This window comes from Streptomyces sp. JN8 (assembly GCF_055808075.1).
Genome location: NZ_CM147852.1, coordinates 6,554,929 through 6,568,452 on the forward strand (window position 1 = coordinate 6,554,929; position 13,524 = coordinate 6,568,452).

Genomic DNA, 13,524 nt, shown 5'->3' on the forward strand with positions numbered 1-13,524 from the left:
ACCGGACCCCGTCCGCAAATCCGCGCCCTTTCGGTGATCCGGACGTACACTTGTCGGTCCAGTGCAGGCCGGTCTTCCTCCCCGTACCGGGGAGGGGGGCCGGCCTTCTCGTCCCTCCATGGAGGTGTGCCGGATGACCAGTACGGTCCCCGCGTCCCTGATCCGTACGAACGGAAGCTCCGCCCTGCAGGCGGTCTTCCTCGACATGGACGGGACCCTCGTCGACACGGAGGGCTTCTGGTGGGATGCGGAGGTCGAGGCCTTCGCCGACCTCGGACACCGGCTGGACGAGGCCTGGCGGGACGTCGTCGTCGGCGGCCCCATGACGCGGAGCGCGGGCTACCTCATCGAGTCCACCGGCGCCGACATCACCCTCGCCGAGCTGACCGTCCTGCTCAACGAGAAGTTCGAGCAGCGCATCGAGCGCGGCGTGCCCCTCATGCCGGGCGCCGACCGGCTGCTCGCCGAGCTGGCCCGGCACTCCATCCCGACCGCGCTGGTCTCCGCCTCGCACCGGCGGATCATCGACCGGGTCCTCGAATCCCTGGGCCCCGACCGCTTCGCCCTCACCGTGGCCGGCGACGAGGTCGTCCGGACCAAGCCGCACCCGGACCCCTACCTGACGGCCGCCAGAGGCGTCGGGGCCGACCCCGCGCTGTGCGCCGTGGTCGAGGACACCGCGACCGGTGTGGCGGCCGCCGAGGCGGCCGGCTGCCGGGTCGTCGCCGTCCCCTCGGTCGCGCCCATCGCGCCCTCCCCGGGCCGGGTCGTCGTGCGTTCCCTCGAAGAGGTCGACGTGCCCTTCCTCCGCACATTGATCACCGGAATCTGAGCTCCTTCTGAGCTTTCCCGGGCGGAATGCCATTTCGCCCGGGGAGGCGCCCCCGAGGAGCACGCCCGGGACACCCGGCGTGCACCCGGGGAACGCCCCGGGAAAACGATCAGGCCATTCGCCGAAAAGGCCTCCGCGTGACCTTGCTCACGCAGAGTGCCGGACGGCGGGTGGCCTTCCTGCGTCCCCCGCCCGATTGGGCAGGGTTTCGGCGCCCCCATGTGTCCCGGTTCGATGGGTGCCGTCCGCATCATCCGACGCATGACTATCGAGGCGACCGCATTCATGATCACTGTGCGATTACCCCCACCGCCGCCCGTGGTCAGGCAATAGGGACGCCGCCCACTAATCTTTCGCGAGTACTTCGCCGCATATCCCGCGTGCCCCGGCGCACACCCAAGTCGCCGTGAACACAGGACCGATCGCAACACCCGGCCCGATCGCTCCCGCCCCGACCGGGCGGCCGGCGGCGGAGTTCCACTGACCGCTGTATCCCAGTGCCGGATGAGGAGATCGTCCCTGATGAACCGCAAGACCCTGGTGCTGCCGGCCGTGGCCGGACTGCTCGCCCCCCTGCTCGCCGCCTGCGGCGGAGCCGAGGAGGGCGGAGCGATCGTCGTCGGCACCACGGACCAGTTCATCGCCACCGCCGACGCCCCCGCGCCGCTCGACCCCGCCTTCGCCTACGACACCGGCGCGTGGAACATCCTGCGGCAGACCGTGCAGACCCTGATGCACGTGCCCCGCGACAGCGGCGAGCCCGTCCCCGAGGCGGCCCAGACCTGCGGATTCTCCGACAAGGCCAGCGAGAGCTACCGCTGCAAGCTCCGCGCCGGACTCACCTTCGCCGACGGCACCCCGATCACCGCCGAGGACGTCAAGTTCTCCATCGAGCGCGTCCTGAAGATCAAGTCGGACAACGGCACCGCCGCCCTCCTCTCGAACATCGACACCATCGAGACCAAGGGCGCCGACGAGGTCGTCTTCCACCTGAAGACCCCCGACGCCACCTTCCCGTACAAGCTCTCCACCCCGGTCGCCGGCATCCTCAGCAAGGACAAGTACGAGGCAGGCAAGCTCCGCGACGGCTTCGACGTCGACGGCTCGGGCCCGTACACCATGAAGGCCGAGCTCGACGGCGACAAGGCCACCCGCTTCGTCTTCACCAAGAACCCCGCCTACAAGGGCGACATCACCCTCCGCAACGACAAGGTCGAACTGCGCGCCTACGCCGACGCCGGCACCATGGGCAAGGCCCTGGAGAGCGACGACATCGACATGATGGCCCGCTCCCTCTCCCGCAAGCAGGTCAAGGACCTCACCGAGACGCCCAAGGACGGCATCGAGGTCGTCGAGGTCCCCGGCCTCGAGATCCGCTACCTCGGCTTCAACACCAAGGCCCCCGCCGTCCAGGAGAAGGCCGTCCGCCAGGCCATGGCCGCCGTCGTCGACCGGGGCGCCCTCGTCAACCGGGTCTACGGCACCACCGCCGAGCCGCTCTACTCGCTGATCCCCTCCAGCATCACCGGCCACGCCACCCCCTTCTTCGACACCTACGGCGAGCCCGACCAGGACCGCGCCGCCAAGCTCCTCAAGGACGCCGGCGTCGAGACCCCGGTCAAGCTGACCCTGAACTACACCACCGACCACTACGGCGCCGAGACCGCCGAGGAGTTCGACGCCCTCAAGAAGCAGCTCGTCGGCAGCGAACTCTTCGACGTCACCCTCCAGGGCGCCGAGTGGTCGACCTTCCGCACCGCCCAGAAGCGCGGCGACTACGCCGTCTACGGACTCGGCTGGTTCCCGGACTACCCGGACCCGGACAACTACATCGCCCCGTTCCTCGACAGCGACAACTTCCTCAACACCCCGTACGTCAACAAGGTCGTCCGCGACAAGCTCATCCCGAGCTCGCGCCGACAGGCCGACCGCACCGCCGCGGGCCCCGTCTTCAACCAGATCCAGAAGATCGTCGCCGAGGACGTACCGATCCTGCCCCTCTGGCAGGGCAAGCAGTACGTCGCCGCGCGCGACGACCTCAACGGAGTCGAGTACGCGCTCAACACGTCCTCCGACCTCCTGCTCTGGGAACTGGGGCGCGGTACGGCCTAGAGCCCCCGCGGACCAGCCCCTTCGCGACACCCCCGGGGCCTGCCCACCGGACAGGCCCCACCCGTCGACAGATCGGTTACACCGGCCCCGCACCCGCGCGCGACCGGCCTGACAAGAGATCACGAGGCACGTTCTGTGAAGACGCACAACAAGTGGCTGACGGCCCCCCTCGCCGCCGGCCTGTCCGCCGCCCTCCTCAGCGGCTGCGGCACCGAGCAGGGCGGCCCGGGCGCCGCCGGCGGCGGCGTACGCGTCGGCATGTCCGACGAGATCCACACCACCGACCCGGCCGCCGGCTACGACCCCGGCTCCTGGCTGCTGTTCAACAACGTCTTCCAGTCCCTGATGGCCTTCCCCAAGGGCGGCTCCGAGCCCGAGCCCGAAGCCGCCGACAAGTGCGGCTTCGACACCGGCAGCACCGTCTACAGCTGCACCCTGCGCGACGGCCTCACCTTCTCCAACGGCAACAAGCTCACCTCGGAGGACGTCAAGTTCTCCTTCGAGCGCGCCCTCAAGATCGCCGACCCCTCCGGCCCCGCGCCGCTGCTCTCCACCATCAAGAGCATCGAGACCCCGGACGAGAAGACCGTCGTCTTCCACCTCAAGGTCCCCGACGCCACCTTCCCCAGCAAGATCGCCTCCGGCGCCGGCTCCATCGTCGACCACCGCGAGTACCCCGCCGACGCCCTGCGCACCGACGGCAAGGCCACCGGCTCCGGCCCCTACAAGCTGGACTCCTTCAGCGACACCGAGGCCACCTTCTCCGCCAACCCCGGCTACCGGGGCACCGCGGAGCGCAAGAGCGACGCCATCACCCTCAAGCTCTACGGCGGCGACCGCTCCGCCCTCGCCAAGGCCCTCACCGACGGGGACATAGACGTCGCCTACCGAGGCCTCTCCGCCGAGGACATCTCCGCCCTCGAGACCTCGGACACCACCGACGACAAGGGCATCGAGATCGTCCAGGGCAGCAGCGCCGAGGTCCAGCACCTCGTCTTCAACGTGAAGGACCCGGTCGTCGGCAAGCTCGGCGTCCGCAAGGCCATCGCCCACCTCGTCAACCGCGAGGCCCTCGTCGAGGACGTCTACAAGTCGACGGCCACCCCGCTGTACTCGATCGTCCCCGCCGGCATCGCCGGACACAACACCGCCTTCTACGACACCTACGGCGCCCCCGACCCGGCGAAGGCCAAGAAGGCCCTGCGCGCCGCCGGCATCACCGAGAAGGTGAAGCTCACCCTCTGGTCCACCCCCAGCCGCTACGGCCCCTCCACCGACGAGGAGCTCAAGGCGATCGCCGGCCAGCTCAACGCCAGCGGCCTCTTCGACGCCGACGTCAAGTCCGTCGCCTTCGAGCAGTACGAGAAGGACATCGCCGCCGGCAAGTACGGCGTCTACGTCAAGGGCTGGGTCCCCGACTACCCGGACGCCGACAACTTCACCACCCCCTTCTTCGGCGAGGGCAACGTCCTCGGCAACCACTACGAGAACGCCACCATCACCGGCAGCCTCCTCCCCAAGACCGCCGCCGCCGCGGACCGCTCCGCCACCGCCGACGAGTACGGCAGGCTCCAGGACCTCGTCGCCGAGCAGCTGCCGCTCCTGCCCCTCTGGCAGGGCAAGCAGTACGCCGTCGCCCGCCAGGACGTCACCGGCCTCGAATGGACCCTCGACGCCTCGACGGTCTTCCGCTTCTGGGAGATCCGCAAGGGCTGACCCGCCCGGCACACGACGAGAGGGGCCCGGCGCGCACCCCGCGCACCGGGCCCCTCCCCGTCCCCCGCCGGACGACCTACTGCCCGTTCGCCCCCGGCCGCACCAGACCGCTCTCGTACGCGTACACCGCCGCCTGCACCCGGTCCCGCAGCCCCAGCTTCGTCAGCACATGCCCCACGTGCGTCTTCACCGTCGTCTCGCTCACGAACAGGTCCGCCGCGATCTCCGCGTTCGACAGACCCCGCGCCACCAGCTTCAACACCTCGACCTCGCGGTCCGTCAGGGTGGTCAGCGTGTCCGGCATCTGCTCCTCGCCCGTCGGCAGGTGCGCCGAGTACTTGTCGAGCAGCCGCCGGGTGATCGACGGCGCCAGCATCGCCTCGCCGGCCGCCACCACCCGGATCGCCTGCACCAGCTCGTTCGCCGGAGCGTCCTTCAGCAGGAAGCCGCTCGCCCCCGCGCGGAGCGCCTCCACCACGTACTCGTCGAGGTCGAAGGTCGTCAGCACCAGCACCTTCGCCGGACCGTCCCGACCCGGACCCGTGATCTGCCGGGTCGCCTCCACCCCGTCCATCCGCGGCATGCGGATGTCCATCAGCACCACGTCCGGCTGCAGCGCCCGCACCTGGTCCTGCGCCTGGAGACCGTCCCCGGCCTCACCCACCACCGCGATGTCCTGCTCCGCCTCCAGAATCATCCGGAAGCCGGTGCGCAGCAGCGGCTGATCGTCGACCAACAGGACGCGGATCGTCACAGGGGCTCCTTCACGGTGCTGAGCTCACGAGGTACACCGGCACTACGGCGCCGGCGGGGCCAGGTCCATTCTGCCCTGACCCGAATCGCCCGAGTCCGGCGGGCGCACCGAAACGATCTTCAACGGATAGACCGGGGGAGTCCCCCCGAACTCCGGACAGACCGCCTGGTGGTCGCACCAGCCGCACAGCTTCGTCGGCCGCGGCCGCCAGTCACCCGTCTCCGTCGCCAGCCGGATCGCCTCCCACAGCGCGAGCAGCCTCCGCTCCACCCGCAGCAGGTCCGCCTCCACCGGGTCGTACGTCAGCACCTCCCCGCTGCCCAGGTACACCAGCTGCAACCGCCGGGGGATCACCCGCCTCAGCCGCCACACCACCAGCGCGTAGAACGTCATCTGGAACAGCGCGCCGTCCCGGTACTCCGGCCGCGGCGCCTTCCCCGTCTTGTAGTCCACGATCCGCACGTCGCCCGACGGCGCCACGTCGATCCGGTCGATCACCCCGCGCAGCCGCAGCCCCGAATCCAGCTCCGTCTCCACGAACAGCTCCCGCTCCGCCGGCTCCAGCCGCGTCGGGTCCTCCAACGTGAACCAGCGCTCGACCAGCCGCTCCGCCTCGCCCAGCCAGCCCGCCAGCCGCTCGCCCTCCGGATCCTCCGCGAACAGCTCGCCCAGCTCCGGCTTCGACTCCAGCAACCGGTCCCACTGACCCGGCACCATCGCCTTGGCCCGCGGCGCCGTCCGGTCCGCCGCCGGATCGTCGAAGAGCCGCTCGAGCACCGCGTGCACCAGCGTGCCCCGGGTCGCCGCCGGACTCGGCTTCTCCGGCAGCCGGTCGATCACCCGGAACCGGTACAGCAGCGGACACTGCATGAAATCGCTCGCCCGCGACGGCGACAACGACATGGGCGCCCGGGGCTCCACCGGCACCTGCTCGCTCGTACTCATGACGAAGACCCTACGACCCGCCGCCGACAACGAGCGGAATACCATCGACCTGGGACCCCGTCGCACTGCATGATCGAACCGTGACGCACCGACGCCGGGTCACCCCCCGCGACGAGAGGAACCCGTGAACCAGGACGAGCCCAAGCCGCAGCGGACCGAGGATCCCGGCGGCGGGATCCTCATGGGACGGCCCTTCGGCGTGCCCGTCTACGTCGCCCCCAGCTGGTTCCTCGTCGCCGCCCTCATCACCTGGGTCTTCGGCGACCAGATCGAGCGCGTGCTGCCCGAACTCGGCGCCGCCCGCTACCTCGTCTCCCTCTTCTTCGCCGTCGCCTTCTACGCCTCCGTACTCGTCCACGAGCTGGCCCACACCATCGCCGCGCTCCGCTTCAAGCTCCCGGTGCGCCGCATCCAGCTCCAGTTCTTCGGCGGCGTCTCCGAGATCGAGAAGGAGTCCGAGACCCCCGGCCGCGAGTTCGTCCTCGCCTTCGTCGGCCCCCTCCTCTCCCTCGTCCTCGCCGGCGTGTTCTACCTCTCCCTCTACGCCGTCGAGCCCGGCACCGTCCCCGGCGTCCTCCTCGCCGGCCTGATGATCTCCAACCTCATCGTCGCGATCTTCAACCTGCTCCCCGGCCTCCCGCTCGACGGCGGCCGCATGCTCCGCGCCGTCGTGTGGAAGATCACCGGCAAGCCCATGAGCGGCACCATCGCCGCCGCCTGGGTCGGCCGCGCCCTCGCCGTCCTCGTCCTCGTCGGACTGCCCCTGCTCACCCGCACCGGCCTCCTCGGCAACTCCACCGACGACATCAGCGGCCTCGACACCGTCACCGACGCCCTGCTCGCCGCGATCCTCGCCGCGATCATCTGGACCGGCGCCGGCAACAGCCTCCGCATGGCCAGGCTCCGCGAGCACCTCCCCGAGCTCCGCGCCCGCAGCCTCACCCGCCGCGCCATCCCCGTCGAACCCGCCACCCCGCTCTCCGAGGCCCTCCGCCGCGCCAACGCGGCCGGCGCCCGCGCCCTCGTCGCCGTCGACGGGAACGGCGAGCCCACCGGCATCGTCCGCGAGGCCGCCATCGCCGCCGTCCCCGAGCACCGCCGCCCCTGGGTCGCCGTCAGCACCCTCGTCCAGGACCTCACCGACGGCATGCGCGTCCCCGCCGAACTCACCGGCCAGCCCCTCCTCGACCACCTCCGCGCCAGCCCCGCCACCGAGTACCTCGTCGTCGAGGAGACCGGCGCGATCTACGGCGTCCTCTCCACCACCGACGTCGAGCGGGCCTTCGTCCGGGCCATGGCACGACCCTCCTCGTAGTCCTTGTACTCTGGTCACATGTCCGAACCGACCGGTGCCGCCCGCCGACGCGGGCCCTTCAAGGTCGGGGACCAGGTTCAGCTGACCGACCCCAAGGGCCGTCACTACACGTTCACGCTCGAAGAGGGAAAGAACTTCCACACCCACAAGGGTTCTTTCCCGCACGACGAACTGATCGGCGCCCCCGAGGGCAGCGTTGTCCGCACCACCGGAAACGTCGCCTACCTCGCGCTGCGCCCCCTGCTCCCCGACTACGTCCTGTCCATGCCCCGCGGCGCCGCCGTGGTCTACCCCAAGGACGCGGGGCAGATCCTGGCCTTCGCCGACATCTTCCCCGGCGCCCGCGTCGTGGAGGCGGGAGTGGGCTCGGGCTCGCTGAGCAGCTTCCTCCTGCGCGCCATCGGGGACAGCGGCATGCTGCACTCCTACGAGCGCCGCGAGGACTTCGCCGAGATCGCGAAGGGCAACGTCGAACGCTACTTCGGCGGACCCCACCCCGCGTGGCAGCTCACCGTCGGCGACCTCCAGGACAACCTCTCCGACACCGACGTCGACCGCGTCATCCTGGACATGCTCGCCCCCTGGGAATGCCTGGAGGCCGTCTCCAAGGCCCTCGTCCCCGGCGGCATCCTCTGCTGCTACGTGGCGACCACCACCCAGCTCGCCCGCACCGTGGAGTCCATCCGCGAGTTCGGCTGCTACGCCGAGCCGCAGCCCTGGGAGTCCATGATCCGCAACTGGCACGTCGAGGGCCTCGCCGTCCGCCCCGATCACCGCATGATCGGACACACCGGCTTCCTCGTCACCGCCCGCCGCCTCGCGGACGGCGTCGAGCCCCCGATGCGCCGCCGCCGCCCCGCCAAGGGCGCCTACGGCGAGGACTACGAGGGCCCCAACAAGGGCTGACGTCCCGACATCCACGGCACGCCGCCGCCGAGTTCCCCGCCAGCCCGGGAGAACTCGGCGGCGGCGTCCTCATGTTCGACCGGCCCTGGAGCCCGGCGGGCCGACCCCGACGGTTCCGTCCCCCTGTGACGTGTGGCACGATGCCGGAAACCCTCCGCACCACCCCTCAGGAGACGTCTCGCGTGCAGCCCTCCGCCGCCCCGGACCTCGCGGACCTCGCACACACCCACGCCCGGCCCGGCCACTGGCTGGCCACCGCCACCGCGACCGCCGCGGTCGTCGCCCTCGCGGGCCTGCTCCAGCCCGGCCCCGCCACCGCCACCGCCACGGCGCCCCCGGCCGCCGCGGCCCGCCCCGCGGCCGCCCCCGAGGCGGCCGGCGTCACCTACCCCCTGGACTGCGGGGGAGCACCCCACAAGGTCGCCACCCGCGCCTCCGGAGACCTCGACGGAGACGGGAACCCCGAGACCGTTGCGGTCGTGCACTGCGAAGCGGGCTCCGGCACGCCCCCGAGCGGCGTCTACGTCCTCACCCGGGGCCGGCAGGCCGGCGCACCCGCGCGCGTGGTCGCCACCCTCGTCGCCCCCGAGCAGCTGAAGACCGTCACCGGCTTCTCCGTACGCGACGGAGCGGTGCACGCCACCCTGCTCGGCTACTCGTCCCCCGACGTCCCCAGCTGCTGCCCCGACGAGAAGGAGCAGGTCAGCTGGTACTGGAAGGGCGGCGCCTTCGTCCGCACCGGACAGGCCGAAGCGCGCGGCGCCTGACCCGTCACTCCGCGTCGGGGCCGTACACCTCGACCCGGTCCGCGACCCGGCGCACGTGGATGCAGTCGCCCGGGCACTCCTTCGCGGAGTCCACCACGTCCTGGAGCAGCGTCAGCGGGACCGGCGTCGTCGCGCCGGCCTCCTGCAGCAGCTCGTCGTCCTCGCTCTTCACATACGCGAGCCCGTCGATGTCCAGCTCGAAGACCTCGGGAGCGTACTGCGCGCAGATGCCGTCCCCGGTGCACAGGTCCTGGTCGATCCAGACCTCCAGCGCCTCCGCGGCGCCCGTGGACGGAGCCTCGTGCTGCACGGTCATATCTCCTGCCGTTTCTGCTTCTGCTGCTTCTCGCGGGTAAGTCGGGCCGCCTCCGAAGGGTGTTGGCCCCACACGACGATACAACCGCCCGCTTTCAACCAGCGCAGGGTGGGTATTCCCCTGTCGACAGGGGAAGCGCAAGGGTGAAGATCGGACACACCTCGGAGTCTTTTTGATCTAGGGGTTTCAATCACCACCCACGCAGGTAGGGTCAGGAAGCGTCCAGCTCCCCTTGGAGGAGGTGAGGACCGTGGCAGCCCACGACGACGACATCAACCGCGGCATCCGGCCGGGGCGAGGGTCTGAGGACCCCGCCGGTCAGGTTGCCTATCTCGAGCAGGAAATCGCCGTCCTGCGCCGCAAGCTCGCCGACTCTCCGCGACACACGAGGATTCTCGAAGAGCGGATCGTCGAGCTGCAGACCAGCCTGGCCGGCGTGTCCGCGCAGAACGAAAGACTGGCGAACACGCTCCGTGAGGCCCGCGACCAGATCGTGGCCCTCAAGGAGGAGGTCGACCGGCTCGCGCAGCCGCCGGCCGGCTTCGGTGTCTTCCTGCAGGCGAACGAGGACGGCACGTGCGACATCTTCACCGGGGGCCGCAAGCTCCGGGTGAACGTCAGCCCGAGCATCGAGCTCGAAGAGCTCAAGCGCGGCCAGGAGGTCATGCTCAACGAAGCGCTCAACGTGGTCGAGGCCATGGAGTTCGAGCGCGCCGGGGACATCGTCACCCTCAAGGAGATCCTCGAGGACGGCGAGCGCGCCCTGGTGGTGGGGCACACCGACGAGGAACGGGTGGTGAGGCTCGCCGAGCCTCTGCTGGACGTCACCATCCGCCCCGGCGACGCCCTGCTGCTCGACTCCCGGTCCGGCTACGTGTACGAGGTGGTCCCCAAGAGCGAGGTCGAAGAGCTCGTTCTGGAAGAGGTCCCGGACGTCGACTACGAGAAGATCGGCGGCCTGGGCAACCAGATCGAGCTGATCAGGGACGCGGTCGAGCTCCCCTACCTCCACCCGGACCTCTTCAAGGAGCACGAACTCCGGCCGCCCAAGGGAATCCTGCTCTACGGCCCGCCCGGCTGCGGCAAGACGCTGATCGCGAAGGCCGTGGCCAACTCCCTGGCCAAGAAGGTCGCCGAGGTGACCGGCCAGCCCGCGGGGAAGTCCTACTTCCTCAACATCAAGGGCCCCGAGCTCCTCAACAAGTACGTCGGCGAGACCGAGCGGCACATCCGCCTCGTCTTCCAGCGTGCCCGGGAGAAGGCGAGCGAGGGCACCCCCGTCATCGTCTTCTTCGACGAGATGGAATCCCTCTTCCGCACCCGCGGATCCGGTGTCAGCTCGGACGTGGAGAACACCATCGTCCCCCAGCTGCTCGCCGAGATCGACGGTGTGGAGGGCCTGGAGAACGTCATCGTCATCGGCGCCTCCAACCGCGAGGACATGATCGACCCCGCGATCCTGCGGCCCGGCCGGCTCGACGTCAAGATCAAGATCGAGCGTCCGGACGCCGAGGCGGCGAAGGACATCTTCGCGAAGTACCTCACCGCCACCCTCCCGCTCCACACGGACGACATCTCCGAGCACAGCGGATCCAAGGCGGCGGCCGCCCACGGAATGATCCAGTCGGTCGTCGAGCAGATGTACGCCGAATCCGAGGAGAACCGCTTCCTCGAAGTGACGTACGCCAACGGCGACAAGGAAGTCCTCTACTTCAAGGACTTCAACTCCGGAGCGATGATCCAGAACATCGTCGACCGGGCCAAGAAGATGGCCATCAAGGCCTTCCTCGACCACAACCAGAAGGGCATCCGGGTCTCCCACCTCCTCCAGGCGTGCGTGGACGAGTTCAAGGAGAACGAGGACCTGCCCAACACCACCAACCCCGACGACTGGGCCCGGATCTCCGGAAAGAAGGGCGAGCGGATCGTGTTCATCCGCACCCTCGTCACCGGAAAGCAGGGCGCGGACACCGGACGCTCCATCGACACGGTGGCCAATACCGGTCAGTACCTGTAGAACGCCCCCGGCTGCGGATGTCCGGAAACCGGGCATCCGCAGCCGTCGCATTCCATCCAGCATTTCCCCCGGCACCGCAGGGAAATACGCAATCGATCTCCCCACCAGCGCGGAGCCGCTCTAGGCTCTTCGGTAACGCCGAGTCGCGCACTGTGAGCGACGCCGGGCAAGGAGGGCCGCATGACCGTACGGCGAGTAATGGGCATCGAGACGGAGTACGGGATCTCCGTCCCGGGACACCCGAACGCCAATGCCATGCTCACCTCGTCCCAGATCGTCAACGCCTACGCGGCGGCGATGCACCGGGCGCGCCGCGCCCGCTGGGACTTCGAGGAGGAGAACCCGCTGCGGGACGCCCGCGGCTTCGACCTCGCCCGCGAGGTCGCCGACTCCAGCCAGCTCACCGACGAGGACATCGGCCTCGCCAACGTGATCCTCACCAACGGGGCCCGCCTCTACGTGGACCACGCCCACCCCGAGTACAGCTCGCCCGAGATCACCAATCCGCGCGACGCCGTCCTCTGGGACAAGGCCGGCGAGCGGATCATGGCGGAGGCGGCCGTGCGCGCCGCCCAGCTCCCCGGGGCCCAGCCGATCCACCTCTACAAGAACAACACCGACAACAAGGGCGCCTCCTACGGCACGCACGAGAACTACCTGATGAAGCGGGAGACCCCCTTCTCGGACATCGTGCGCCACCTGACGCCCTTCTTCGTCTCCCGCCAGGTCGTGACCGGCGCGGGACGGGTCGGCATCGGCCAGGACGGCCGGGAGCACGGCTTCCAGATCAGCCAGCGCGCCGACTACTTCGAGGTCGAGGTCGGCCTGGAGACCACCCTCAAACGGCCCATCATCAACACCCGCGACGAACCGCACGCGGACGCGGAGCGGTACCGGCGCCTGCACGTGATCATCGGCGACGCCAACCTCTCCGAGATCTCCACCTACCTCAAGCTCGGCACCACGGCGCTGGTCCTCTCGATGATCGAGGACGGGTTCATCACCGTGGACCTCGCCGTCGACCAGCCCGTACGGACCCTCCACCAGGTCTCGCACGACCCGACCCTCCAGTACCTGGTGTCGCTCCGCAGCGGCCGGACCCTGACCGCGGTCCAGCTCCAGATGGAGTACTTCGAGCTGGCCAGGAAGTACGTGGAGGAGCGGTACGGCGCGGACGCCGACGAGCAGACCAAGGACGTCCTGGTCCGCTGGGAGGACACGCTCAACCGCCTCGAGAACAACCCCATGAGCCTGGCCGGCGAGCTCGACTGGATCGCCAAGCGGGAACTCATGGAGGGCTACCGGCGGCGGGACGGCCTGGACTGGGACGCCGCCCGGCTGCACCTGGTGGACCTCCAGTACGCGGACGTACGCCCCGAGAAGGGCCTCTACAACCGCCTGGTGGCCCGCGGACGCATGAAGCGGCTCCTGGACGAGACCGAGGTGACGCGCGCGCAGACGGCGCCCCCGGAGGACACGAGGGCCTACTTCCGGGGCCGCTGCCTGGAGCAGTACGCCGACGACGTCGCCGCGGCCTCCTGGGACTCGGTGATCTTCGACCTGCCCGGCCGCGACTCGCTCCAGCGCGTCCCGACCATGGAACCGCTGCGGGGCACCAAGGCCCATGTGCAGTCGCTCCTGGACCGCTGCCGGACCGCCGAGGAACTGGTCCGGGTGCTGTCCGGCGGCTGATCGGAGGCCCTCCGGGGGCCTGAAATGCCCCGGCACTGGGAATCATGGAATCAGTGCCCGGGCGTTGTCGAAACTGCGGGGCCGAAAGAGGACCCGCCCTATAGGGTCTGATCTTGTACGGACTCAACCGAGCGGGCCGATTCGAGCGGGGT

General features: G+C 69.9%; 11 protein-coding genes. 8 read left to right on the forward strand and 3 right to left on the reverse strand.

Features of this window, described 5'->3' with window-relative positions:
• Window positions 1–133: 133 nt before the first annotated feature.
• The 3 genes from ACY0MR_RS28930 (at window position 134) to ACY0MR_RS28940 (ending at window position 4,660) form a co-directional block, all read left to right on the forward strand.
• Window positions 134–832 (forward strand): HAD family hydrolase, encoded by a 699-nt coding sequence (locus ACY0MR_RS28930; protein ID WP_388804549.1) that lies wholly within the window; start codon window positions 134–136, stop codon window positions 830–832.
• A gap of 522 nt (window positions 833–1,354) precedes the next feature.
• Window positions 1,355–2,944, forward strand: a complete 1,590-nt coding sequence (locus ACY0MR_RS28935) for an ABC transporter substrate-binding protein (RefSeq protein WP_473556191.1) — start codon at window positions 1,355–1,357, stop codon at window positions 2,942–2,944.
• 135 nt (window positions 2,945–3,079) lie between these two features.
• Window positions 3,080–4,660, forward strand: a complete 1,581-nt coding sequence (locus ACY0MR_RS28940) for an ABC transporter substrate-binding protein (protein WP_392865337.1) — start codon at window positions 3,080–3,082, stop codon at window positions 4,658–4,660.
• A gap of 76 nt (window positions 4,661–4,736) precedes the next feature.
• Here ACY0MR_RS28940 and ACY0MR_RS28945 read toward each other — a convergent pair whose 3' ends face one another.
• Together ACY0MR_RS28945 and ACY0MR_RS28950 are read right to left on the reverse strand one after the other, a co-directional pair.
• Window positions 4,737–5,414, reverse strand: coding sequence for a response regulator (locus ACY0MR_RS28945; protein WP_148004852.1), 678 nt, complete (start codon window positions 5,412–5,414; stop codon window positions 4,737–4,739).
• A gap of 42 nt (window positions 5,415–5,456) precedes the next feature.
• The gene (locus tag ACY0MR_RS28950; protein ID WP_361851255.1) at window positions 5,457–6,359 is read right to left on the reverse strand and encodes a RecB family exonuclease; all 903 of its coding nucleotides are present in this window, start codon (window positions 6,357–6,359) and stop codon (window positions 5,457–5,459) included.
• A gap of 181 nt (window positions 6,360–6,540) precedes the next feature.
• Here ACY0MR_RS28950 and ACY0MR_RS28955 point away from each other — a divergent pair, with 181 nt between their 5' ends.
• From ACY0MR_RS28955 to ACY0MR_RS28965, 3 genes are all read left to right on the forward strand, one after another.
• Complete coding sequence (locus ACY0MR_RS28955; RefSeq protein WP_361851278.1) at window positions 6,541–7,674, forward strand: site-2 protease family protein; 1,134 nt, start codon at window positions 6,541–6,543, stop codon at window positions 7,672–7,674.
• Between the two features lie 18 nt (window positions 7,675–7,692).
• Window positions 7,693–8,580, forward strand: coding sequence for a tRNA (adenine-N1)-methyltransferase (locus ACY0MR_RS28960; RefSeq protein WP_015032448.1), 888 nt, complete (start codon window positions 7,693–7,695; stop codon window positions 8,578–8,580).
• 182 nt (window positions 8,581–8,762) lie between these two features.
• Window positions 8,763–9,347, forward strand: a complete 585-nt coding sequence (locus tag ACY0MR_RS28965) for a hypothetical protein (protein WP_361851253.1) — start codon at window positions 8,763–8,765, stop codon at window positions 9,345–9,347.
• A gap of 4 nt (window positions 9,348–9,351) precedes the next feature.
• On the opposite strand, the gene ACY0MR_RS28970 is transcribed toward ACY0MR_RS28965, so the two are convergent.
• Window positions 9,352–9,663 carry a ferredoxin gene (locus ACY0MR_RS28970; RefSeq protein WP_361851251.1) on the reverse strand — a complete coding sequence of 104 codons (312 nt, stop codon included), beginning with the start codon at window positions 9,661–9,663 and terminating at the stop codon, window positions 9,352–9,354.
• 250 nt (window positions 9,664–9,913) lie between these two features.
• Between ACY0MR_RS28970 and arc the strand changes: the two genes are divergently transcribed.
• Window positions 9,914–11,680, forward strand: coding sequence for a proteasome ATPase (arc, locus tag ACY0MR_RS28975; RefSeq protein ID WP_148004858.1), 1,767 nt, complete (start codon window positions 9,914–9,916; stop codon window positions 11,678–11,680).
• Between the two features lie 180 nt (window positions 11,681–11,860).
• Complete coding sequence (gene dop / locus ACY0MR_RS28980; protein WP_388804567.1) at window positions 11,861–13,372, forward strand: depupylase/deamidase Dop; 1,512 nt, start codon at window positions 11,861–11,863, stop codon at window positions 13,370–13,372.
• The last annotated feature ends 152 nt before the right edge of the window (window positions 13,373–13,524 follow it).

Bases quoted from the DNA above. Each gene is read 5' to 3' on its own strand.
- ACY0MR_RS28930 (WP_388804549.1), top strand. From the start codon at position 134: ATGACCAGTACGGTCCCCGCGTCCCTGATCCGTACGAACGGAAGCTCC.
- ACY0MR_RS28935 (WP_473556191.1), top strand. From the start codon at position 1,355: ATGAACCGCAAGACCCTGGTGCTGCCGGCCGTGGCCGGACTGCTCGCC.
- ACY0MR_RS28950 (WP_361851255.1), bottom strand. From the start codon at position 6,359: ATGAGTACGAGCGAGCAGGTGCCGGTGGAGCCCCGGGCGCCCATGTCG.
- ACY0MR_RS28955 (WP_361851278.1), top strand. From the start codon at position 6,541: ATGGGACGGCCCTTCGGCGTGCCCGTCTACGTCGCCCCCAGCTGGTTC.
- ACY0MR_RS28960 (WP_015032448.1), top strand. From the start codon at position 7,693: ATGTCCGAACCGACCGGTGCCGCCCGCCGACGCGGGCCCTTCAAGGTC.
- ACY0MR_RS28970 (WP_361851251.1), bottom strand. From the start codon at position 9,663: ATGACCGTGCAGCACGAGGCTCCGTCCACGGGCGCCGCGGAGGCGCTG.
- dop (WP_388804567.1), top strand. From the start codon at position 11,861: ATGACCGTACGGCGAGTAATGGGCATCGAGACGGAGTACGGGATCTCC.